Annotated in this window: 20 protein-coding genes; 8 read left to right on the top strand and 12 right to left on the bottom strand. The window is 33.6% G+C overall.

Annotated features, from left to right (window positions below):
• Positions 1–23: 23 nt before the first annotated feature.
• From J3U16_RS01360 to J3U16_RS01350, 3 genes are read right to left on the bottom strand one after another with little or no spacing between them, the layout of a single operon-like run.
• Complete coding sequence (locus tag J3U16_RS01360) at positions 24–1190, bottom strand: pectate lyase family protein (RefSeq protein WP_065735265.1); 1167 nt, start codon at positions 1188–1190, stop codon at positions 24–26.
• Positions 1191–1207: 17 nt separating this feature from the next.
• The gene (locus J3U16_RS01355) at positions 1208–2764 is read right to left on the bottom strand and encodes an SGNH/GDSL hydrolase family protein (protein ID WP_267342404.1); all 1557 of its coding nucleotides are present in this window, start codon (positions 2762–2764) and stop codon (positions 1208–1210) included.
• 39 nt (positions 2765–2803) lie between these two features.
• Positions 2804–4366, bottom strand: coding sequence for an oligogalacturonate-specific porin KdgM family protein (locus J3U16_RS01350; protein ID WP_267342403.1), 1563 nt, complete (start codon positions 4364–4366; stop codon positions 2804–2806).
• A 302-nt stretch (positions 4367–4668) separates the two neighbouring features.
• On the opposite strand from J3U16_RS01350, the gene J3U16_RS01345 reads away from it, so the two are divergent.
• Positions 4669–6174: an MFS transporter gene (locus J3U16_RS01345; protein ID WP_065561888.1), complete on the top strand. Its 1506-nt coding sequence runs from the start codon at positions 4669–4671 to the stop codon at positions 6172–6174.
• Between the two features lie 63 nt (positions 6175–6237).
• On the opposite strand, the gene J3U16_RS01340 is transcribed toward J3U16_RS01345, so the two are convergent.
• Together J3U16_RS01340 and hda are read right to left on the bottom strand one after the other, a co-directional pair.
• Complete coding sequence (locus J3U16_RS01340; RefSeq protein WP_065561887.1) at positions 6238–7017, bottom strand: Cof-type HAD-IIB family hydrolase; 780 nt, start codon at positions 7015–7017, stop codon at positions 6238–6240.
• Position 7018: 1 nt separating this feature from the next.
• Positions 7019–7702 (bottom strand): DnaA inactivator Hda, encoded by a 684-nt coding sequence (gene hda, locus J3U16_RS01335; RefSeq protein WP_416380739.1) that lies wholly within the window; start codon positions 7700–7702, stop codon positions 7019–7021.
• Between the two features lie 1028 nt (positions 7703–8730).
• On the opposite strand from hda, the gene mnmG reads away from it, so the two are divergent.
• The gene (gene mnmG / locus J3U16_RS01330) at positions 8731–10623 is read left to right on the top strand and encodes a tRNA uridine-5-carboxymethylaminomethyl(34) synthesis enzyme MnmG (protein ID WP_065561885.1); all 1893 of its coding nucleotides are present in this window, start codon (positions 8731–8733) and stop codon (positions 10621–10623) included.
• Positions 10601–11200 carry a 16S rRNA (guanine(527)-N(7))-methyltransferase RsmG gene (gene rsmG, locus J3U16_RS01325; RefSeq protein ID WP_267337165.1) on the top strand — a complete coding sequence of 200 codons (600 nt, stop codon included), beginning with the start codon at positions 10601–10603 and terminating at the stop codon, positions 11198–11200. The genes mnmG and rsmG overlap by 23 nt, the downstream gene beginning before the upstream one ends.
• A gap of 29 nt (positions 11201–11229) precedes the next feature.
• Here the strand turns inward: rsmG and J3U16_RS01320 are convergent, their stop codons facing one another.
• On the bottom strand, positions 11230–12462 hold the full coding sequence (locus J3U16_RS01320) for an N-acetylmuramoyl-L-alanine amidase (protein ID WP_065561883.1): 1233 nt from the start codon (positions 12460–12462) through the stop codon (positions 11230–11232).
• 266 nt (positions 12463–12728) lie between these two features.
• Between J3U16_RS01320 and miaB the strand changes: the two genes are divergently transcribed.
• The 5 genes from miaB (at position 12729) to J3U16_RS01295 (ending at position 19520) form a co-directional block, all read left to right on the top strand.
• On the top strand, positions 12729–14156 hold the full coding sequence (gene miaB, locus J3U16_RS01315) for a tRNA (N6-isopentenyl adenosine(37)-C2)-methylthiotransferase MiaB (RefSeq protein WP_220225482.1): 1428 nt from the start codon (positions 12729–12731) through the stop codon (positions 14154–14156).
• A gap of 90 nt (positions 14157–14246) precedes the next feature.
• Positions 14247–15248, top strand: a complete 1002-nt coding sequence (locus J3U16_RS01310; protein ID WP_267330854.1) for a PhoH family protein — start codon at positions 14247–14249, stop codon at positions 15246–15248.
• Between the two features lie 29 nt (positions 15249–15277).
• Positions 15278–17215 (top strand): penicillin-binding protein 2, encoded by a 1938-nt coding sequence (gene mrdA / locus J3U16_RS01305; RefSeq protein WP_370632650.1) that lies wholly within the window; start codon positions 15278–15280, stop codon positions 17213–17215.
• A 2-nt stretch (positions 17216–17217) separates the two neighbouring features.
• Positions 17218–18324 (top strand): peptidoglycan glycosyltransferase MrdB, encoded by a 1107-nt coding sequence (gene mrdB, locus J3U16_RS01300; protein WP_267332171.1) that lies wholly within the window; start codon positions 17218–17220, stop codon positions 18322–18324.
• Between the two features lie 14 nt (positions 18325–18338).
• Positions 18339–19520: a serine hydrolase gene (locus J3U16_RS01295; RefSeq protein WP_065733601.1), complete on the top strand. Its 1182-nt coding sequence runs from the start codon at positions 18339–18341 to the stop codon at positions 19518–19520.
• A 132-nt stretch (positions 19521–19652) separates the two neighbouring features.
• Here J3U16_RS01295 and fliR read toward each other — a convergent pair whose 3' ends face one another.
• Genes fliR through fliM form a run of 6 tightly spaced genes read right to left on the bottom strand, consistent with a single transcriptional unit; the run spans position 19653 to position 23268 of the window.
• The gene (gene fliR, locus J3U16_RS01290) at positions 19653–20456 is read right to left on the bottom strand and encodes a flagellar biosynthetic protein FliR (protein ID WP_267342401.1); all 804 of its coding nucleotides are present in this window, start codon (positions 20454–20456) and stop codon (positions 19653–19655) included.
• A 5-nt stretch (positions 20457–20461) separates the two neighbouring features.
• A complete protein-coding gene (gene fliQ, locus J3U16_RS01285) occupies positions 20462–20731 on the bottom strand; it encodes a flagellar biosynthesis protein FliQ (protein WP_065561876.1) in 270 nt (89 codons plus the stop codon).
• A gap of 14 nt (positions 20732–20745) precedes the next feature.
• The gene (gene fliP / locus J3U16_RS01280) at positions 20746–21489 is read right to left on the bottom strand and encodes a flagellar type III secretion system pore protein FliP (RefSeq protein WP_267332238.1); all 744 of its coding nucleotides are present in this window, start codon (positions 21487–21489) and stop codon (positions 20746–20748) included.
• A gap of 1 nt (position 21490) precedes the next feature.
• Entirely contained in the window at positions 21491–21862 is a 372-nt protein-coding gene (fliO, locus tag J3U16_RS01275; protein ID WP_267342400.1) for a flagellar biosynthetic protein FliO, read from the bottom strand.
• 13 nt (positions 21863–21875) lie between these two features.
• A complete protein-coding gene (fliN, locus tag J3U16_RS01270) occupies positions 21876–22190 on the bottom strand; it encodes a flagellar motor switch protein FliN (protein WP_370632649.1) in 315 nt (104 codons plus the stop codon).
• Positions 22191–22236: 46 nt separating this feature from the next.
• Positions 22237–23268: a flagellar motor switch protein FliM gene (fliM, locus tag J3U16_RS01265; RefSeq protein WP_267342399.1), complete on the bottom strand. Its 1032-nt coding sequence runs from the start codon at positions 23266–23268 to the stop codon at positions 22237–22239.
• Positions 23269–23270: the final 2 nt, after the last annotated feature.

Raw genomic sequence — 23270 nt, 5'->3', positions numbered from 1 at the left:
ACATTTTGTTTATTTCAATAATTCTAAAGCTTTCCACTACCGACTAATCGTCCATAGTTTTTACTAAATTGCTTAATATCATCCACGCTATATTGATAAGGCACAGACCAATTCAAATTATCAACAAAACCACATGATGATAATTTCAACTTAGATTGATTAAATAGAGAATTATTATCCCGAAGGTTATCGCCTTTAAACTGTTTAGCTACTTTGCAGTTATCTTTTAAACCATCAATCATAAATTGATTATTTTCCGAAAGCACACTACCTTTATAGCCTAAGCCAATAGAGTATTGATATGGGTATACAGTTTTAGATTTATTAACCGATCCTTTAAACAGGTTGTTATACATGTGGATTTTGCCGAACCTTACTCTTGGTGCGCGTTGAGTGATGTCTAAAAAAACATTATGATGAAGCGTGATATTTAACTTATTCTCATCCTGATCAGCATTTTTATCACTATGGCCAATTAACATAGTTTTATCATGGTTTTCAAATAGACAATAAGAGATAGTAATGAAATCACTACCACGCTTAATATCCAATAAACCATCATGTTGTACATATTTCCAGCCATCTTTTTCCTGATACATATCATCGGTAAATTTACCATCAGTTAGAGTGACATGATCAATCCAAACATAAGTTGAGGTAATAATATTTATCCCATCCCATTCAGCATTCCATCCATCTCCCTCTTCAAATTTTGGCGCAACATCAATTGGTGCTTCAATTTTTAAATTTCGAATAATGACATTATTTACTTTAGACAACATAAGTGAACCATTGATAAAACCAGCATTATTACCAACACCAATTAATGTGGTATCACTAGGAATTTTGATCAACGAACGAGATTTTTGATCATCAAAGTCTTTGTAAGGTTTGCCTTCACTAATATCTATAATCCCAGAGACTTGAATAATACGAGGCTGATTTTTATTGATCGCAATCGCATCTAAAAGATCTTTTTTGTTATTCACCATAAAGATCATTTTTTCATTTGCTTTAGCGCCACCGATCGTGCCCGTATTTGTCGCTAAATCATAACCACCAAAACCGTCTCTAGGTGCAACATCACGAGCTTCTCTAATTTTGATAGGAGACGGAGATAATGCATGACATGCAGCAATAGATGAATTAATTGCCAAAGGAACTAATAGCGCAATGATTAATTTTTTCATTTAACAAATACCTTTTATTAGTTAATCTGAGTTTGATCGAAAGTGATTCCTTGCTGTAACCAAGGATCGTTGTTTATGGCATTAGCAATAATTTTGGCGATAGCTAATGCGCCTTTTTCTTGAAAATGCGTAGCATCAGGATTGTTAATCACGCCAGAAGTTTGATTTTTATAATAAGGATATTGAGGATCATTAGGATCTACAGCTAACCAGTAAGACTGCCAGTCATCTTTGTGTTGGTTCGCAAAATCAATACTAAATGACTCCAAATCAATTAAAGCAACTTGATTGACTTTTGCCGTATGTTTAATCGTATTCGAATAATCTCCCCAATAAGCAAAACCTGGTTTATTGGCGGTATAATGCATATGACTAACAGGATTAGTATTTTGATAAGCAATGTTATTATTCTTATCTTTATAACGGGTGACTGGTGTCATTAAAATTGGCGTCATATCCAACGCTTTTGCCACAGAGAGATAACCTTCTAAAGAGGATTGGAATGACATATTTTCTTGCGTTGATGGATACTGTTTTTGGTTATTATCATCATTAGGATAAGTGCATAAATTAGCAACATCCACTTTACCTCGTTTCGGATTGTTACCGTTACATTTTTCATCATTATGTCCAAAAGCGATGATCATATAATCGCCTTTTTTCATTAAAGGGATCAGTAAATCGAACCATCCTTCAGTTTTGAAACTACGGCTTGAACGGCCTGACTGTGCGCCATTGATGACAACCGTATCAGCCTTATCATCAATAAACTGATCAAAAACTTGGCCCCATCCCATTCTTGGATAAACTTTTTTATCATAGTTGGACGCAGTCGAATCACCTAAAATAAAAATACGTTGCTTAGCATTTATATTTCTTTCTTTTTGCTTAACTGCCTGATCATAATCAAAAGGTGAATCTTGGCTAATGGGTCTTAAACGCATATCAAACAATACAGTACCACTTACTTTACCAGTAGAAGAATCGTATCCACGATTAAAGTACATTACATTAAGTAGCTTGTTAATATCTGGATTTTCGGTGGTAAGTGGATCAAAAGAATTAGCAATAATACCTACTTGGCGTAATGCTTTATCAAACAGCAAATGATAATTTTTATAAGCATGGCTTAATGCAGCATCATCTATTGAAAAAGATAATTGATTATCAGTAAATTGTTCTGGGCCTAGAAGATTGATTTGTTTAGCTAGTTCACTAGTTAAAAAATCAGTTAATGGATTAATATTAACAGTATTTTTTTCATCTTTTTGTAAGGTATGAACGTATGAAACCAAACAATTACCGTTACACATTTGCCCTTCATCCGCTTTTCGGGCAAGTGAGTTTTCATTACTAAAAACAATTAGTGGTGGAGTCAGTTCAGAAACATCTTGTTGATAAAACCCATCGCTATTAGTCGCTGTTTTTAAAATTTTATTATTCACATCACGGACTATCACCGATGAAACAACTGGTTTATTAACATAAACATAACCTTGTATTACAGTACTTGCCAATACTTGATTGATTGAAGTGACAACCAATAAAAATCCGAAAAAAATTTTCTTTATCATTTTTTCACCACTAACTGTTTTTAACACTTTTTCTATTAATTAAAATAAATAAGATAATCCAAGTGCTAACTTAGCTTCCCTTGCGTCAGAATGAACACTTTTTGCCACATCTTCAGCAGCAAAGTTAACTTGCCAAACTTTGGTTGCTTGCCAATTTATATCCAGTTCTTGTTGATAATCATGCTTTTTATCATTGTGTAATACATAGTTCCCTTTTAAGTATGAGAAGCGATAGCCAATGTTCCAATCAGGAGTTAGATTAATATCAGTACCTATATCAAAACGATTGCGCGCTCGATTATCGACATAACCTTGAACACTATCTTCGCGTTTACTTCTTGAAACTTTGCGATATTCAAATCGATATTGGCCATAAAAAGATAGATCATCACTTTGTAACCAAGTCAATTTTAAAGCGGGAGAATAACGAACACCTGGACGTTGTGAATCACTTACATCACCTAACTGATAATGGGGTAAGTTTTCTTTACTTTTAGCTTTATAACCACCACCTGAATAGAATCTAACTTCCATATTTGGTGTTAGTACCCAATTATCAGCTAAATAAAAATTGTAACCTCCATAAATTTGATAATGACTAGAAACAATATCATCAAAGAATAATCTATTTTTTAATTGGTTATAGGTATTTACACTTAGACCAACATAGCCTTTCTTATCAAAATCTGTATAAAGACCAAAACTATCACCATGGTAATGTGAAGTTAAACCATAATGATGCGCATATTTGAAATAGGTTTTATAAGCGAAATTAGAATCTTTGCTATTTGATTGACCGAATGCGTAATTGAAACCAACTTTAAACTTAGCTTGTCGAGTATTTGTGGTTTTATTTTTTGATACATCAGAAATGGAAAAATAAGGACGGAACAATTTTGAATAATTATAGGTAATTTTAAATTCTTGCTCATAATCAGTTTTTTTATTGTTATAAGCTTTATATTCATTTTTAGAAAAACCTTTTTTCAAGGCTTTATAAGAATTGTTAGTATAATCACCAATATAATAGTTAAAGGTATAGGCAAAGTTAAATGCTTTTATACCAGAATACATTAATGCCCAATCTAAACGATTCCTTCCTGTATTACTACTAGCAACATATTTAACTTGTTTGCCAGCTATTTTTGCTCTTTTATAACGTTCAGCGTGAGATATTTTTTTCCATTCATAGCGATATCGAAAACTTGTTGACCAATCACTATTAATTTTATAACTATATTTCAATCCTGGTTGATAAAGAGTTGAATCTTTGCTGAAACCTAATTCTAATGATGGAATAATCGATCCCCAGCCATCATCAAGCGTAAATGTTTTTTGAATAACAACACCACCTGATCCACCTTGCATATCATCATATAAAACATCACGTTTGTTCCCGCCACCTTCAGTAACACCAAATTTAAATTCATATTGCCAATTATCGTCGGTTTTATGGATTAACTTAATTGTATCCCCATGAATCCTATCCATAGATTTCCAGTTATGTTCATATTGAAAAGTTGTTTGACCAGCAAAAGAATAAATAGGAAAGGTAGACAGAAACATTAAAAGCGGTATTTTTTTTAATTTAAATTGACTCATTATTGTTTTCCTAAATTTTTAAATTTATTTTTGAAATACTGTTTTATATTTTTTATTATTTTATTAATTTTTTCTGTTAATAAGATCACAGTTTCAGAAAACAATTCAAAAAAAAACAATAACTACATGATATATTTAGCTTTTATTTAAAATAATATTAATATATATACCTTAAAAATCAAAATAATTTGTTACCAACGTCACATTTCTAAAAAAAAATTAAAATTAATTTGTATAAATTTAGTATTATTTCAATAATAATTTTAAAACAGTATTTCATAATTATTAAAGGAAATAGATTTATGGCTGATAATCAGAAAAAAATAACCACACTCACTCGATTTTCGTATGGTAGTGGTAATTTGATAGGAAGTGGTGCTCTAGCAATTAGTGCCGCTTGGTTACTATACTTTTATACAACATTTTGTGGACTTTCGGCATTTCAAGCAACGTTAATTTTTTCTATAGCTACCTATTTAGATGTAATTTTAAATCCACTAATGGGTTTTATTACTGATAACTTTAACCATACAAAACTTGGACGTCGATTTGGTCGCCGTCGATTCTTCATCCTATTTGCTATTCCATGTATGATTATTTACCCATTACTTTGGGTAGATGGGATGAATTTCTGGTACTACTTAACTACTTATATTTTATTTGAATTCATCTATACCATGATTATGATTCCATATAATACTTTACCGGTAGAGATGACTAAAAACTTCGATCAAAGAACTTACCTAGCAGGTTCCAAAGCGATGTTTGGTAAAGTAGCAAACTTCTTAGCTGCAGCTATTCCTGGTGTATTTTTCTATCTATTTGATGGTAAAGACTCTCCACTACCATTCTTATTAACAGGTATTACTTATGCATCTATTATGGCGATAGCACTAATTTTACTTTATTTTAATAGCTGGGAAAAATCAGTTGATGAAATTGAAGATGAAACAACTTCTGGCCTTTGGGAAAGTATTGTTAAATTATTTTCAGATGTTTTTTCAACTTTCCGTTTAAAAACTTTTAGAAACCATTTAGGTATGTATCTATTTGGCTTTGGTGCTGAATGGTTATTTGCGGCAACATTTACTTATTTCGTAGTATTTAACTTAGGCCAACCAAAAACCTTTGTCTCGCAAATGAACAGTTTAAGTAGTATCTGCCAATTAATCTCAACCGCCTTTTTCATGGCTTGGTGTGTAAAACGTGGATTCAAAAGACCATTTGTTATTGCAATATTGATAGTAATATCTTCGGTAATCGGCTATATCGGTGTCTACTACTTTAATATGCCTCATGTTACATGGATTGTAATTGGTATTACTATTTGGTTTGGATTAGGAACGGGTGGTGTTTATTATATTCCTTGGAGTGTATACACATTTTTAGCAGATATCGATGAAGTACTAACAGGAAGACGTCGCGAAGGTATTTATGCTGGTGCTATGACCATGGCCGGTAAATTAATGCGTGCAACTATCGTCTTTGTCTTAGGTATTGTATTGAAATATTCTGGTTTTGTGTCTGGCGTAGATGCTGTTCAACCAGAGAGTGCCGTTACTGCAATTAACTTAGTATTAATCTTCGGTGTGTGTGGAATGGCACTATTAGGTATCTTCTTCACATATCGTATGAAATTAGATAAATCGACTCATGCACTTATTATTCAAGAACTTGATAGATTAAAAAATGGTGGCAAAAAACAAGATGCAACACCAGAAATAAGAAGTTTAGTTAAAGAGTTAACAGGCTTTGAATATGACAACTGTTTTGGTAACAATAATGTAGGCTTTAAACAACACCACTAAACAAAAGTAATATAATTAAACTTAAAATCATCTAATCTAAACAATTAGATGATTTTTTTTATCTTAAATTAATCCAAACTTTTTCAATGCCTTCGCTATGCCATCATTATTATTGGTATCAGTGACATATTCAGCTTTTTCTTTTAGCTGATCAACCGCATTGCTCATTGCTACAGGATGGTCAACGGTTAGGAACATTTCAAAATCATTCATACCATCACCAAAGGCATAAGTAGGTACGTCATTAAAACCTTTAGTTTTTAATAATTCTTTAATGCCATTACCTTTAGAACCGCCATGATTAAAAACATCAACACAATAATGTGTATTACGGATAAACGTCAATTCAGGAAAAACTTCTCTATAAGGTGATTCGCCTTGTTCACAAAGCAGTAATAACATTTGAATCGGTTCTTTTAAGTAAATTTGATCATCAACAGGAGGTACTTGTTGTTTTAAAGAAGTATAGAATTTTTGAGCTGGAAGACTGTTTTCACTCACTCGCATAGTCTTATAGCTATAGAAAGATAATGGAATATTCATCTTTTCTCTTGAATATTCATATAATCGAGTAATGAGATTTTTATCAATATTGTTTGTGAAAACGACCTCTTTTTCATAAATAACTACTTGGCCATTCATACCAATAATTGAATCTATACCAGTATCCCTCATCAAATCAACCGCTTCAGGTGGTGTTCTACCAGTTGCAATTATTGGTACAATATTATTTTGTTTTAGTTTTCTAATTGCATCATAAGAACTAGGTAACACATCTATATCTTTATTAAATAAGGTTCCATCTAAATCGAAAAAAACAATAGCTTCAGGTTTCTTTTTCATTTCATAAATCCAAAATATGTTTAATAAAAGGAATGGTTAATTTGCGTTGTTGAGCTAACGTAGCTACTTCAAACTCTTCCATTAGAGAAAATAAAGTTCGCATATCGCGATTAACACGTTTTAACAAAAATAATCCAACTTCCGTTGATAGCTCAAATCCACTTAGCTTAGCCCTAAGTTGTAAAGCTTTTAGTTTATCCTCATCACTTAACTCTTTTAACTGATAAACTTGCCCCCACGTTAACCTTGATACCAAATCAGGTAGTATAAAAGGAACTTGTTTTGGAGGAGCACTGGCAGTTATCAATAATTTACTAACGTTTTTTTCGGTTAAACGATTAAAAAGATCAAATATTGCTTCTTCCCAATCACGATGACCTGCTATCGCATCAATATCATCTAAACAAACCAAATCATAATTATCTAAACCTTCTAAAATCTCAGGTACAAGTAGAACATGTTGTTTTAAAGGAATATAGCTTGCTAACTTATTTTGACATGAAGCATGTAATAGATGAGTACGACCAGCGGCACTTGCTGACCATATATAAAAGACGTTGAAGCCTTCCTTATCAAGTAAGGTTTGCAAAGATTCAAACAATAATTGATTATTACCTACATAAAAACTATCAAATGTTTCGTTATTAGGTAATATAAAAGGTAAAGGCAACTGTGAAAGAGTAATAAAATAACCTCACAATAAAAATATAATCTTACTAAGTATAAATTTGCTTTTACAAAAATCAATCACTTTTACAGCAAACAAATAAGTTAACGAAAGTAACTATCAAAAATTAATATATCAATCCTAAAAAACTAAATAATAACCTAATTAAAAATTCATTTAGATATAGAAATTAATCCATTTTATTATTATCTAATACTTAAAAAAATATTTTAACCTTTTCCTAAATAGCTTTTAATAAGTACTATTATTTTAAGTGATGATGGTACTGCCACCTCACAGCACTTCCGAATTAAAAGAAATAAATACCTATAATCCTACTTTTAAACATTAGTTACATTAGCTTTCTACTAAAAACACCAATATCTTTTAGAAAAATCTCTTTTTCAGGTATTTTAAAAAATTAATAAAATGATAATTAATTACCCTATTCTTAGGTATTTTTAAAATTTAAATTAATAAAATTAATGTCGCTAAGTATGATCAAAGATCATATTTCGAACTTTATAATGATCATTAAAACTCATAATTACATTTTTATTGATCATAATATTTAAGATGTATAACTTTTTTAACCAAAATGATCTAAATAATTAAGATTAAATTATAGACAATAAAAGATAAAATTTAAGCAAACAAATTTATTTTTTGTGGATAACTCTGTGATAAACCCACTATATAAGCTGTTATAATCATATTAATAACCTTAAAAGGAAAAAAGGTTGTGGATAAAAATAAGAGTTATAAACAGGATTAACTAAAAAAAGATCCGATCAATTAACAGCATTAGACGATCATTAAGATCCTATAAAATAATCATAAAAAAGAGTTATCAACAAAAATGATCCAAACTAATAATAGTAAAAATAAAAAAGATCACAAAAAGATCTTATTTAATTTAAATGATGATCAAAATAGATCATTTGACGTAATAAAAAAGATGAGTAAAATTCCTTACGCTAAATAAAACCAAATCACCTGATCAAAATAATGATCATCTATCTGTAAAATAAAAAACGAGGCTTTATATGTTTTATCCAGATCTTTTTGATGTCATCGTCGTTGGTGGTGGCCATGCCGGAACAGAAGCAGCAATGGCATCAGCAAGAATGGGCCGAAAAACATTACTTTTAACCCATAATATCAATACGTTAGGACAAATGTCATGTAACCCTGCTATTGGTGGTATTGGTAAGGGACATTTAGTAAAAGAAATTGATGCAATGGGTGGATTAATGGCACATGCTATTGATCTTTCTGGGATCCAATTTAGGATCTTAAACAGCAGCAAAGGTCCTGCTGTAAGAGCAACACGAGCTCAAGCGGATCGATCTTTATATCGTAAAGTAATACGAACAACCCTTGAAAACCAAGAAAACTTAATGTTATTTCAACAATCAGTTGAAGACGTGATCATTGAAAACGATCAGATCACGGGTGTGGTTACACAAATGGGTGTTTCATTTAAAGCAAGATCTGTTGTATTAACTACTGGCACTTTCTTAGATGGCAAGATCCATATAGGACTTGATAATTATAGTGGTGGTAGAACGGGTGATCCTGCTTCGATAGGTCTTTCCAAATCGTTGCATCAATACCCATTTAGAATGGGTCGTTTAAAAACAGGAACGCCACCTCGTATCGATGCTAGAACCATAGATTTTTCTAAATTAGGTACACAATACGGTGATGATCCTGTGCCTGTATTTTCATTTTTAGGTGATGCTAAACAGCATCCTAGACAGATTCCTTGTTATATAACAAGTACTAATGAAACCACACATGATATTATTCGAAACAGCTTAGATCGTAGCCCTATGTATACAGGTGTTATTGAAGGTGTAGGTCCACGATATTGTCCATCAATCGAAGATAAAATAATGCGTTTTGCTGATCGTAACTCGCACCAGATCTATTTAGAACCGGAAGGTTTAGACAGTAATGAAATTTATCCAAATGGAATATCAACAAGTTTACCTTTTGACACACAATTAGCTTTTGTTCGCAGTATGAAAGGACTAGAAAATGCCAATATAGTCAGACCAGGTTATGCGATTGAATATGATTACTTTGATCCTCGTGATCTCAAACCAACTCTTGAAAGTAAAGTGATCAAAGGCTTGTTTTTAGCAGGACAGATCAATGGTACTACAGGTTATGAAGAAGCCGCTGCTCAAGGTATGCTGGCAGGATTAAATGCAGCTCGTTTTGTTTATGATCAAGATCAATGGTATCCAACGCGTGATCAAGCTTATTTAGGGGTTTTGGTTGATGATCTTTGTACTTTAGGTACTAATGAACCTTATCGTATGTTTACTTCACGAGCTGAATATCGCTTAATGTTACGTGAAGATAATGCAGATATTCGTTTAACAGAAATTGGACGACAACTTGGAATGGTTGATGATTACCGTTGGCAACGTTTTAACGAAAAATTTGAAGCTATTGAACAAGAAAGAGCACGTCTTCGTGACATTTGGGTTCATCCTCACATTGAAACAATTGATGAAGTTAATGCGGTATTAAGCGCTAACCTTACCAAAGAAGCCAATGGAGAAGAGCTGCTTAAACGCCCTGAAATGAGCTACAAAACTCTACAATCCCTGTCTTTATTTGCACCAGGGCTAAGTGATGATCAAGCAGCAGAACAAGTTGAAATTCAAGTTAAGTATGACGGCTATATAAAACTACAAATTGAAGAAATAGAAAGACAAAAACGAAATGAGGAAACTCTTATACCTGAGCATATAGATTATGCTGAAATATCAGGGTTATCTAACGAAGTTGTTGCTAAATTAAAACAACATAAGCCGGTTTCAATTGGTCAAGCTTCACGTATTTCAGGTATTACACCAGCTGCAATTTCAATGTTATTAGTTTATTTAAAAAAGAAGAACTATGTTAAAAAAGAAACTCATTAATCTTATTGATCAAACGGATCTTTCAATCAATTGTCAGCAAATTGATCAACTGATCAATTACGTTGAAATGCTTAATAAATGGAATAAAGCTTACAACCTAACAGCGGTACGTGATCCTAATGAAATGTTAATAAAACATATTATGGATAGCTTAGTTGTTTCACCTTATTTAGTTGGTAGCACGTTTATTGATGTAGGTACAGGCCCTGGATTACCAGGGATTCCTTTAGCAATCATCAATCCAGACAAACAATTTGATCTCGTTGACAGTTTAGGTAAAAGGATCCGTTTTTTAAAACAAGTTCAATTTGAATTAAAGCTAGCAAATATTCAACCAATTCAAAGCCGTATTGAAGAATATAATCAAAAAAAATTCGATGGGGTAATAAGTCGAGCATTTGCTTCTTTACAAGATATGTTAACCTGGTGTAAACATCTTCCTAATGAACAAGGATTATTTTATGCGTTAAAAGGCAGTGATCTTGATCCGATCCCTGAAGGATTTACGCTTAAACAAGATATAAAACTTACCATACCTGAATTGAATGCTGAAAGACGATTAATGATCATTGAATAAAAAACAAATTGATCTAATCACTTTTTAGATCAATTCTTACGTCTTTTCAAATAATCCTTAATACCATCAACTATGGCTTTAGAAACTTGATTTTGGAAGGCTGCTGTTTTAAGTTTTTGCTCTTCAGCTATATTACTAATAAAGGCTGTTTCAACTAAAACTGATGGAATATCTGGTGCTTTTAACACTGCAAAACCTGCTTTTTCTATCGATGGTTTATGTAATTTATTCACATTTTTCATTCGATTTAAAATAGCACTTCCTAATAATACACCATTAGAAAGGGTTGTTTTTTGCACTAAATCTAAAATAGTGTTATCTAAATATTTATCACCACTTCGACTAACACCACCTATTTGGTCTGCATCATTTTGAGTTTGGGCTAAATAACTTGCAGCAGAACTACTAGCTCCACGTGTTGATAAAGCAAATACAGATGACCCTCTAACAGATCGACTCGCAAAAGCATCAGCATGGATAGAGACAAATAGATCCGCATGTAAAGATCTCGCTTTCGCTACTCGAACTTTTAATGGAATAAAAACATCTTCATTACGAGTCATATAAACTTTTATATTTGGTTCTTTTTTTAGCAAACTATATGTTCGTCTGGCAATTTGCAAAACAATGTCTTTTTCTCGTGTTCTTTTGTAGCCAATCGCACCAGGATCCTCACCACCATGACCAGGATCGAGCATAACAATAACAGGCGAGTTTTTATTTTTATTCGTTGGCGATTTTATTTGCGCTTGTTTTTTATTTAGATCCCCTTTTTGATACTCTTCTAAAAGAGCAAGTAAAGGATCATCATTAGCTGTAGTCGGTTTAGACGGATAAAGATCAACGACTAATCGATGTTTAAATTCAGCAATCGGTGGTAATGTAAATGTATTAGGATCAATACCCTGTTTTAATTCGATCATAATACGTACAGTTTTAGGATCTAACTGTAATGCACGTATAGATTTAATAAAAGGATCACGGCTTAAAACTTTTGTCGAAACGGTTTTTAATATTGGATTTAAATTGAGATTATCAATATCAATCACCATACGATCAGGGTTATATAATTGTGCGCTTTTATAATTAAGCTTAACGTTTGATTCTAACGTTATTCGTGTATAGGTTGATGAAGGCCAAACGCGCACAGCAACAACTTGAGCCATTGCCGCAGCAAAGCCAACTCGTGTAACAGATAATAGGCAAGTAGCAATAATGCCTTTGATCAAAAAGCGCTTTGTTGGACTAAAAGTTTTCGACATACCTAGACACTTTTATATTAGTAATATTAATAGGCCAAGAATAATAGCATAAAATAAAACGATATTAAAAAGAATGATTATCATAATCAGTTGTTTTTTCGATAGATTAATTACTAATTAGACATTATTTTCTAAATAAAGCATATAAATATAGTTTTTTATATTAATTATAGACCCTACAATCACAAAGGATTACAATATGGCACGCTAAAATCACGGATTTAAACCCGTTTTCATTTTAACAATTAAATATAGCTGAGTTATTGATGAGCAAAAAATTACATATCAAAACTTGGGGTTGCCAAATGAATGAATATGATTCAACAAAAATGGCAGATCTCCTTGAATCCACCCATGGTTTAACTTTAACAGAAAATGCCGAAGAAGCAGATATTTTACTATTAAATACTTGCTCTATTCGAGAAAAAGCCCAAGAAAAAGTCTTTCATCAACTAGGCCGTTGGAAAAATTTAAAACAACATAACCCTGATATCATCATTGGTGTAGGTGGTTGCGTAGCATCACAAGAAGGTGCACATATCCGTAAGCGTGCTCCTTTTGTTGATATTATTTTTGGACCACAAACTTTTCATCGTTTACCCGAGATGATTGAACAAATTCGTAGTGGTAATGGTCATCATGTGGTTGATGTTAGTTTTCCTGAAATTGAAAAATTTGACCGTTTACCTGAACCTCGCAGTGAAGGTCCAACAGCTTTTGTTTCAATTATGGAAGGATGTAATAAATACTGTACTTATTGTGTGGTACCTTACACCCGTGGTGAAGAGGTGAGCCGACCTTGTGATGATGTAATTTATGAAATAGCTCAACTTGCTGAACAAGGTGTACGCGAAGTTAATTTACTGGGTCAAAATGTAAATGCTTATCGAGGGCCAACTTTCGATGGTGATATTTGTTCTTTCGCTGAACTACTACGCTTAGTTGCTGCTATTGATGGTATTGATCGCATTCGCTTTACAACTAGCCATCCAATTGAATTTACTGATGATATCATCGATGTATATCGTGATACGCCAGAACTGGTTAACTTTTTACATTTGCCGGTACAAAGTGGTTCTGACCGAGTGTTAAATTTAATGAAACGCACTCATACAGCAATTGAATATAAATCAATCATTCGTAAATTACGCAAAGTTCGTCCTGACATTCAAATTAGTTCAGACTTTATTGTTGGATTCCCTGGTGAAACCCAAGAAGATTTTGAACAAACCATGAAACTCATTGCTGATGTTAATTTTGATTTAAGTTATAGCTTTGTCTATTCAGCACGACCAGGTACACCTGCTGCTGAAATGGAAGATAACGTTTCTGAAGAAGAGAAAAAACAAAGGCTCTATATTCTCCAAGAACGAATCAATCAACAAGCAATGCAATTTAGTCGTCGCATGTTAAATACTGTGCAACGTATTTTAGTTGAAGGCCCTTCTAAAAAGGATCTTATGGAATTAACTGGACGAACAGAAAATAATCGTATTGTTAATTTTGAAGGTAGTCCGGATATGATTGGTAAATTTGTTGATGTTGAAATTACCGATGTTTATCCTAACTCATTGCGTGGTAAAGTAGTAAGAACAGAGGATCAGATGAATTTACGTGTGAGCGAATCACCAATATCGGTCATCTCTCGTACCCGTAAAGAAAACGATTTAGGTGTGGCTATCTATCAACCATAATTAAATAATGATTGAAATAATAATATAAACATGTTGATAAATTTTGGCTCAAAAGAACGTGTTTAAAATAAACGATTTGGGGACATATCTTTGAATATTACGACATATGAAACAATGCTTGAACCAGCAGATAATCAGCGGCTTAATAGTCTTTGTGGTCCTTATGATGACAATATCAAACAACTTGAACGACGATTAGGATTAGAAATAAACCATCGGGGTAATCAATTTGCTATTACTGGCGATACAATTTGTGCAAAAGCGGCAACTGAGATTTTACAATCGCTGTATAAACAAACTAAAGTAAAAGACAGTATTGTCGATATAGAACCAGAGCAGATACATTTAGCTATTAAAGAATCAGGTGCGTTAGAAAAAGCTAATGAACACGCACCTAGTTATGTTGATCTGCATGGTAGCAAACAAGTGATGATAAAGACCAAGCGAGGAGTAATAAAACCCCGCACGCCTAATCAAGCACAATATATTGCTCATGTATTAGATTATGATATCTCTTTTGGTATCGGTCCTGCTGGTACAGGTAAAACCTATTTAGCTGTAGCTGCCGCAGTTGATGCACTTGAAAAACAACAAGTTAGACGAATTGTATTAACACGCCCTGCAGTTGAAGCCGGTGAAAAATTGGGTTTTTTACCAGGTGATTTAAGCCAAAAAGTCGATCCTTATTTGCGTCCGCTTTACGATGCTTTATTTGAAATGCTTGGTTTTGAAAAAGTAGAAAAACTAATTGAAAAAAGTGTGATTGAAGTTGCACCGTTAGCTTATATGCGTGGGCGTACACTCAATGATGCATTTATTATTCTTGATGAAAGCCAAAACACAACGATAGAACAAATGAAAATGTTTTTAACGCGCATTGGTTTTAATTCTAAAGCGGTAATAACGGGTGATATAACCCAAATAGATTTACCTCGTCATCAAAAATCTGGGTTACGTCACGCAATAGAAGTATTAAATGAAGTTGAAGATATTAGTTTTAATTTTTTCAAGAGTGAAGATGTAGTTCGCCATCCTGTGGTAGCTAGAATTGTTAATGCTTATGAAAAATGGGAACAAAAAGAACATCTATAAACAGAATTTAGAGGAGTTAGATTATCTCTATTTCAGGTAAAACAAAAAAAGGCTATATTCGCGATCACTCCGCAGAAACAAACTTATTTTTGCGTAGAGCACTGTTTGCATTTGTCGTAATTATACTACTAATTTTTGTATTATTAGCCAATTTAGCTGATTTGCAAATATCGAATTTTAGTTATTACAGCACCAAATCGAACAATAATCGTATTGAAATTATTCCTATTCCTCCAAGTCGCGGTATGATTTATGATCGTAATGGCACGCCATTAGCGATAAATAATATTACCTATCAACTTAATATTGTTCCTGACAAAACTAAAAACCTTAATGAGCAATTTGAACAATTAAAAAAGATTGTTGATTTAACTGATGAAGATATTGAAAACTTCCAAAAGGAGCGACGAAATTATCGATCTCATCGTCCTGTACCACTTAAAGAAAACTTAACCGAAAAACAAATTGCTCGGTTTATTGTTGATCAGCATCGATTTCCTTTTGTATCGATTGTAAAAATTCAACATCGATATTATCCATACGGTGCTTCACTTACCCATATTCTTGGTTATATATCTAAAATAAACAGTCAAGATAAGCAACGTCTAGAAGAAGAAAATAAAGCTAGCAATTACGTGGCTACCTTTAATATTGGAAAAATGGGGATTGAACGATATTACGAAGATGTTTTACATGGCACGGCGGGTAACGAAAAGGTTGAAGTCAATAGCCGAGGTCGTATTGTTCGCTTACTTGAACAACATCCACCACAAGCGGGTGAAGATATCTATTTATCCATTAATCTCAAATTACAACTCTATATTGAATCACTGCTTGCTGGCCGTAAAGCATCGGTTGTTGCTATTAATCCAAATAATGGTGAAATATTAGCAATGGTATCAAGCCCAAGTTATGATTCAAACGACTTTGTAGGTGGTATTTCAAGTAAGAAATATAGTGAGTTACTTAATGATCCAAGTAAACCACTATTTAACCGTGCATTGCTCGGTGCTTATCCCCCAGCTTCAACTGTTAAACCATTTATTTCGATAGCAGCATTAAGTGAAGGCGTTGTTTCACCAAAAAGTGTGGTTAACGATCCGGGTTGGTGGCAATTACCGGGTACTGAAAGACGTTATCGAGACTGGTTAAAATGGGGACATGGTCATGTCGATGTATTACGAGCGATAGAAGAATCAGTAGATACCTATTTTTACCAAGTTGCATATGATATGGGGATAGATCGCTTAAATTTATGGATGACTAAGTTTGGTTATGGCCAGCGAACAGGCATTGATATTTCGCCTAGTGAAGAGACACGAGCTGTCATGCCAAGTCGTGAATGGAAATTAAAACGCCATAAAAAATCTTGGTTACAAGGAGACACTATTCCTGTCGGTATAGGTCAAGGTTATTGGACAGCAACGCCAATGCAAATGGCTAAAGCATTAACTACACTAATTAATAATGGTAAAACCTATACACCACACTTTTTATTATATAAAAAGAGCGACATTATCAATACCAATCAAAATCAACCACTGATTGATCCATCAAAATATATTGAAAAAAACAGTCTTGTTGATGTTAATCCAACCTATTGGGCATTAGCAAAAGAAGGTATGCACCGAGTAATGTTTGGTGCTCGAGGCACCGCGCGTAAAGTTTATGCAGGCGCTAAATATCAAGCCGCGGGTAAATCAGGTACTGCTCAAGTTTATGGTTTAAAAGAAAACGAAACCTATAACGCACATAGAATACCTGAACATTTACGCGATCATGCTTTATTTATTGCTTACGCACCTTACGATAAACCGAAAATAGCCTTAGCGATTGTTCTAGAAAATGGGGGAGGAGGAAGCTCCAACGGTGGTGCAGTCGCACGTAAGATACTAGATTATTATCTTGAAGGTGATAACTCAACGGAATTAAACGATGAATCACCTAATACAGGACATGAAGATTAATGATGAATAATATTAAGAAATCTTTTTGGCAAAAGATACATATCGATCCGCTTTTTTGCTTATTTATCTCTTTACTACTTGGTTATAGCCTTTATATTCTATGGAGTGCTAGCGGCCAAGATATAGATATGATGCAAAAAAGAGTGATTCAAATATTACTTGGTTTTTTTGTGATGATTGTCTTTGCACAGTTTTCACCAAGAAGTTATGAACAGTGGGCACCTTATCTTTATATTGCCTGTATTTTTATATTACTATTGGTTGATATTTTTGGCTACACCAGTAAAGGCGCTCAACGCTGGTTAGACTTAGGAGTTATTCGTTTTCAACCCTCAGAAATTGCTAAAATTGCTGTTCCTTTAATGGTAGCTAAATTTATTCATCGTGATGGTTGCCCTCCACCACTAAAAACGACCTTACAAACATTAGCTATTATCGGTGTGCCAACACTATTAGTGGCAATGCAACCCGATTTGGGAACTGCTATTTTAATTGTCATGTCTGGTATTTTTATTATCTTTTTGGCTGGTATTAATTGGCGATTTATTCTTGTTGCTTTGATATTGTTGGCTATCTTTGTACCGATTATGTGGTTCTACTTAATGCATGATTATCAACGTGAACGAGTATTAACGCTAATTAATCCTGAACGTGACCCTAATGGTACTGGCTATCATATTCTTCAATCTAAAACAGCAATTGGATCAGGTGGAATATGGGGCAAAGGCTGGCTAGAAGGTACCCAGTCACAGTTAGAATTTTTACCTGAACGCCATACTGATTTCATCTTTTCAGTCATCGCAGAAGAGTTTGGCTTTATTGGCTCGATTATTTTGCTAGTCTTATTCTTATGCTTAATAATTAGAGGTTTGATTATTGCTTCTCAAGCACAAACGACTTTTGGCCGAATCCTTTCTGGTGGTTTAATTTTGGTCTTTTTTGTCTATGTATTTATTAATATCGGTATGGTCAGTGGAATATTGCCAGTAGTTGGTGTACCATTACCACTAATAAGTTATGGTGGCTCATCATTAGTCGTTTTAATGGCAAGTTTTGGCATTATGATGTCTATTCACACTCATCGATATATGTTATCTAAAAACATTTAACGGAATTTTTATAAATGAAAAAGAAATTTAAATTATCTTTTGGATTATTAGTGCTCGCAATATGTTCTTCTGCTTCTGCGGAAATGGCTTTTCCTATACCGGCTATTCCACAACTAGATGCTGAAGCGTATATCTTAATGGATGCCAAATCTGGCGAAATTTTAGCGCAATATAATGCGGAACAACAACGTGATCCAGCAAGTTTAACTAAAATGATGACAAGTTATGTTGTTGGTCAAGCCTTAGAATCAGGCCGAATTAAAAATGATGATATGGTATTAGTGAGTAAAGATGCTTGGGCAACAGGTAACCCAGTATTAAAAGGCTCATCATTAATGTTTTTAGAAGTCGGTAAGACTGTTTCGGTCTCTGATTTAAATAAAGGTATCATTATTCAATCGGGTAACGACGCATGTATTGCTATGGCTGAACATGTTGCAGGTAGCCAAGGTGCTTTCGTTAATTTGATGAATGAATATGCGAAAAAAATTGGATTACAACACACTCATTTTGAAACTGTGCACGGACTTGATGCACCGGGTCAATATACCACAGCTAAAGATATGGCGTTGTTAGGTCAGGCTTTAATCCGTGACTTACCAAAAGAATATGCAATTTATAAAGAAAAAGAATTTACCTACAATCTTTCTAAACCTCAAATGAATCGTAATGGATTACTTTGGGATACTACATTAAATGTAGATGGCATTAAAACTGGACATACTAACGCAGCCGGTTATAACCTTGTTGCTTCTGCTGTTGATGGTAATACACGTTTAATTTCAGCGGTATTGGGTGGTCGAACATTTAAAGGTCGTGAAGAAGAAAGTAAAAAATTACTTACGTGGGGATTCAGATTCTTTGAAACGGCAAATCCAGTAAAACCCAATGATCCACTCGCGATTGAGTCAATTTGGTATGGTGATGAAAATAAAGTTAAATTAGGTGCGATCAATGGCGCTTATATCACAGTGCCGAAAGGTCGTTCAGCAGATGTTAAAGTGCAATATACCATTGATGATTATATTTATGCACCAATAACCAAAGGAACCGCGGTTGGTAAAATTCAATTTTTATTGGATGATAAAGTTATCAATGAACAATCTTTAGTTGCGCTTGAAAATATTGAGGAAACTGGATTCTTCGGCGGCATTTGGGATTGGATATGTTTACAATTCCATAAATTATTTAATTAATTTTTTCTTAATAACCGCTGTGTGACTTTTGTTTACGCAGCGGTTTTTTATTTTAAGCAAAATTTGATTTTATCAAGCATTAATTATCTCTAATTTAGGCGTTCAAAAACCCCGTTCCTCAACTTTTTTTGTCTAAGTAGATACATCAGCAAGATAGATTAAGATTCGAGAAATTGTTGAAAAGATCTGTTCTAAAATTGATTCGACAAACAATGGTAAAGCAGAAAATAGATACGATAACATCGTTAGCCCACATAATAATGTAAGCGGGTAGCCGACCACAAAAATTGATAGTTGTGGTGTAAATCTATTTAATAAGCCCAATGACAGATTAATAATAAGTAATAATGTCATTAATGGTAATGCCAACATAATACCGTTATTAAATAATAGACCCGTTATTTCGATTAAGGCTAAATAGCCGTTTTGTTTTAAAGGATAGGCCGTAATAGGAATGATATCAAAACTGTTAGCTAATCCGTAAAGTAACCATAGATGACCATCTAAACTTAGAAATATCAACATAGCAATAATATTAATTAAACGTGATAATACCGAGGTTGATGGACCGCTGATAGGATCATAAAAAGTGGCCATTCCTAATCCCATTTGCATACTAATTAACTCCCCCGAAAATCTAACCGTCATAAAGGTAAGTTGTATTGTAAAACCAATTAGGATGCCAATCATGATTTGCTGAGCAATAATCCAGATGCCCATTAATGAATAAAGGGTAAGGTTGTCGTCTAACTTTGGTAAAGGTAACACAATGACAATAAGTATTGCTAAACCTATTTTTACACGGTTTGGTACTTCTTTTTCGCCAGTGATTGGTGCGACCATAATTAAAGCTAAAATACGAACAAAAGGGAGAAAACTTGATTGAACCCAAGCAAAAAAATCAATATTCAATAGATCGACAATAGCTAAATCCATTAAGGTTAACTTGTTAGGTTGGGAATGCTAGTGATGACAAGGCGAATATAGTCGATCATTGTGGTTAGCATTGATGGACCTAAAATAATTAATACTAGAATAACAGCCAAAATTTTTGGGATGAAAGATAACGTCATCTCATTAATTTGGGTTGCTGCTTGTAGTAAACTGATGATTAATCCTGTGACCAGTGCCGCTATTAATAAAGGACCAGCAAGCGATGCTGCAACCTTGATGGCTTGTATGGCGAAATGGCTAATATATTCAGATGGCATTATATTCCTTTACTTTAACTAAAAAAACTTTGTGCTAACGAACCTAATAGTAAGTGCCAGCCATCAGCTAATACAAACAACATAATTTTAAATGGTAGAGATACCGTTGCGGGTGGGACCATCATCATCCCTAACGCCATTAAGGTACTGGCGACAACTAAATCAATTACTAAGAAAGGAATAAACAGTGTAAAGCCAATTTGAAAAGCGGTTTTGAGTTCACTAACGATAAAAGCCGGCACCAAAATTCGTAGTGGGATATCTTCACGAGTTTGAATTTCATTCGTATGAGACATATTTACAAATAACCCTAAATCGCTTTCACGAGTCTGAGAGAGCATAAATTCACGAAGCGGTTTTGTTGCTTCATTTAACCCTTCTTGCATGGTGATTTGTTGTTTCGAATAAGGCACATACGCCTCTTGATATATTTTATCGAGTGTTGGTGACATAATAAAAAATGTCATAAATAACGCAATGCCTATTATCACTTGATTAGGCGGTGCAGATTGTGTGCCAAGTGCACTTCGCAATAATCCTAATACAATAATGATCCGAGTAAAACTCGTCATTAGTAGTAGAATAATAGGGATAAAAGTGAGTAAAGTTAAAAAGACTAAGGTTTCAACAGGTAAAGACCAACTTTGTCCTTCTTGATAGGGTGTTTGAGAAACAATTGTTAATGGTGATAATTGAGCAAAACTACATTGACTAAAAAACAGTACGTTTAGCAAAATAATATGTATTAACCGCACTATGTTACCTCTTGTCTAACACAGATTGTAATATCTGATTAAACAGGTTACTTTTTGACAATTGCTCAACCTCAGCGGGCTCAGCTAATAACATTTCAGTGCGTTGTTCATTTATGGTATGCAGTAATGTCATTTGTTGTGCAGTAACACCAACTACCAGTAATTGATGATCAACATAAACCAGAAGAATTCGCTCTTTAGCACTTATATTATAAGTTGCTTTAATATCAATGAATTGTTTCGTAGACTTTTTCCAACCAATTCGTTTTATTATCCATGCTAAAAATAAGATAATAGCAATTACACAAAAAAATGCCATGCCGATCTGGCTATATAGGCTTGATTCTACGGGAATGGCGGATAAATTTTGGTTCATGGTTATCTCATTTTTAACGGCTTAATCTACGAACACGTTCTGATGGAGTAATAATATCGGTAATTCGTACTCCATAATTATCTCCAACTACAACGATTTCACCTTGCGCAATTAAATAGCCATTAATAAGGATGTCTAAAGGTTCACCAGCTAAGCCGTCTAAGGCTATAACTGAACCCTGAGTTAAATTTAAAAGATCTTTAATGGCCATTTTGGTTCGACCAAGTTCTACGCTTAGATTAACTGGAATATCTAGGATAAGGTTAATATCTTGCTTTTTTACGTCTGTTGGTTGTGGTGAAAGGGTTTCGAAAATAGCTTCTTTCATTACTGATTCATCACTAATATTTAGTTGGCTATCATCACTTGGTATATCACTCATTGAACACTCCTTCATTCAATTGTTCTAAAACTGGATTGCTTATCTGATCTACTTGGATTGCATATTGTTTATTGACGCTACCATAATGACCTTTTAATACTGGTACACCGCCAATGGTGACATCAAGGCTTGTTGGTTTTTCGATATCCAAAATATCACTGACTTTTAATGCTAATAATTTGGCAACAGTTGTTTGAATGTTTGTAAAGTTTGCGACTAACTCAACGGTTGATTGTTTAATACCACTCGTCAGTGAGCTCATCCACACGTTATCATCTTGGTGAGTTTGGTTTTCTATCGGTGGTTTAATTAATAGCTCTTTAATTGGTTCAACCATTGCATAAGGAATACATATGCAAAATGTTCCTTTAAAATTACCAATTTCGACTAAAAATGATGAAGTTAACACAACATCGTCAGGCGAGCTGGTAATGTTGGTAAATTTGCTTTCTACTTCAGAGCGGATGTATTCGGTTTCAATGTTGTATACGTCAATCCAGGAACTTTGATAAGTAGTTAATGCTAGACCTAATACTCGTCGAATAATCTCTTGCTCAGTATGAGTAAACTCTCGTCCTTCAGTATCAACATTAGTAGTATGGCCATCCCCACCAAAAAGAGTATCAACAACAATAAATACTAATTCAGGTGAAAATGAAAATAAGCAACTTCCCCGCAAAGGGTTAAGATGAACTAAATTTAAATGATTGGTTGCTGAAACATGTGAAAACTCTTTAAACGTTTGGGGTTCAATGGGTGAGGTTATAACATCAGTATTTCGGCGTAATAAATTAAATAATCCAATTCTAAATTGACGTGCAAAGCGTTCATTAATAATCTCTAACGCGGTTAGTCTTTCTGGGATAAAGCTATGTTTAACTGATATATCATAAGGCTTAACTTCAGTCCGTTTACTTTGTTGTAAATGATAATTTTGCTCAGCATCATTTTTTATGCTGGCTGAATTATTTTGTGAATGCAAAGATTCACTTTTATCGGTATTAGGTTGAAGCTTATCAGACATGA

Source organism: Gilliamella sp. B3023 (genome assembly GCF_026536845.1).
Taxonomy (GTDB): domain Bacteria; phylum Pseudomonadota; class Gammaproteobacteria; order Enterobacterales; family Orbaceae; genus Gilliamella; species Gilliamella apicola_E.
The sequence above is the reverse complement of the archived record's forward strand: the minus strand, read 5'-3'. Positions and strand labels throughout refer to the sequence as shown.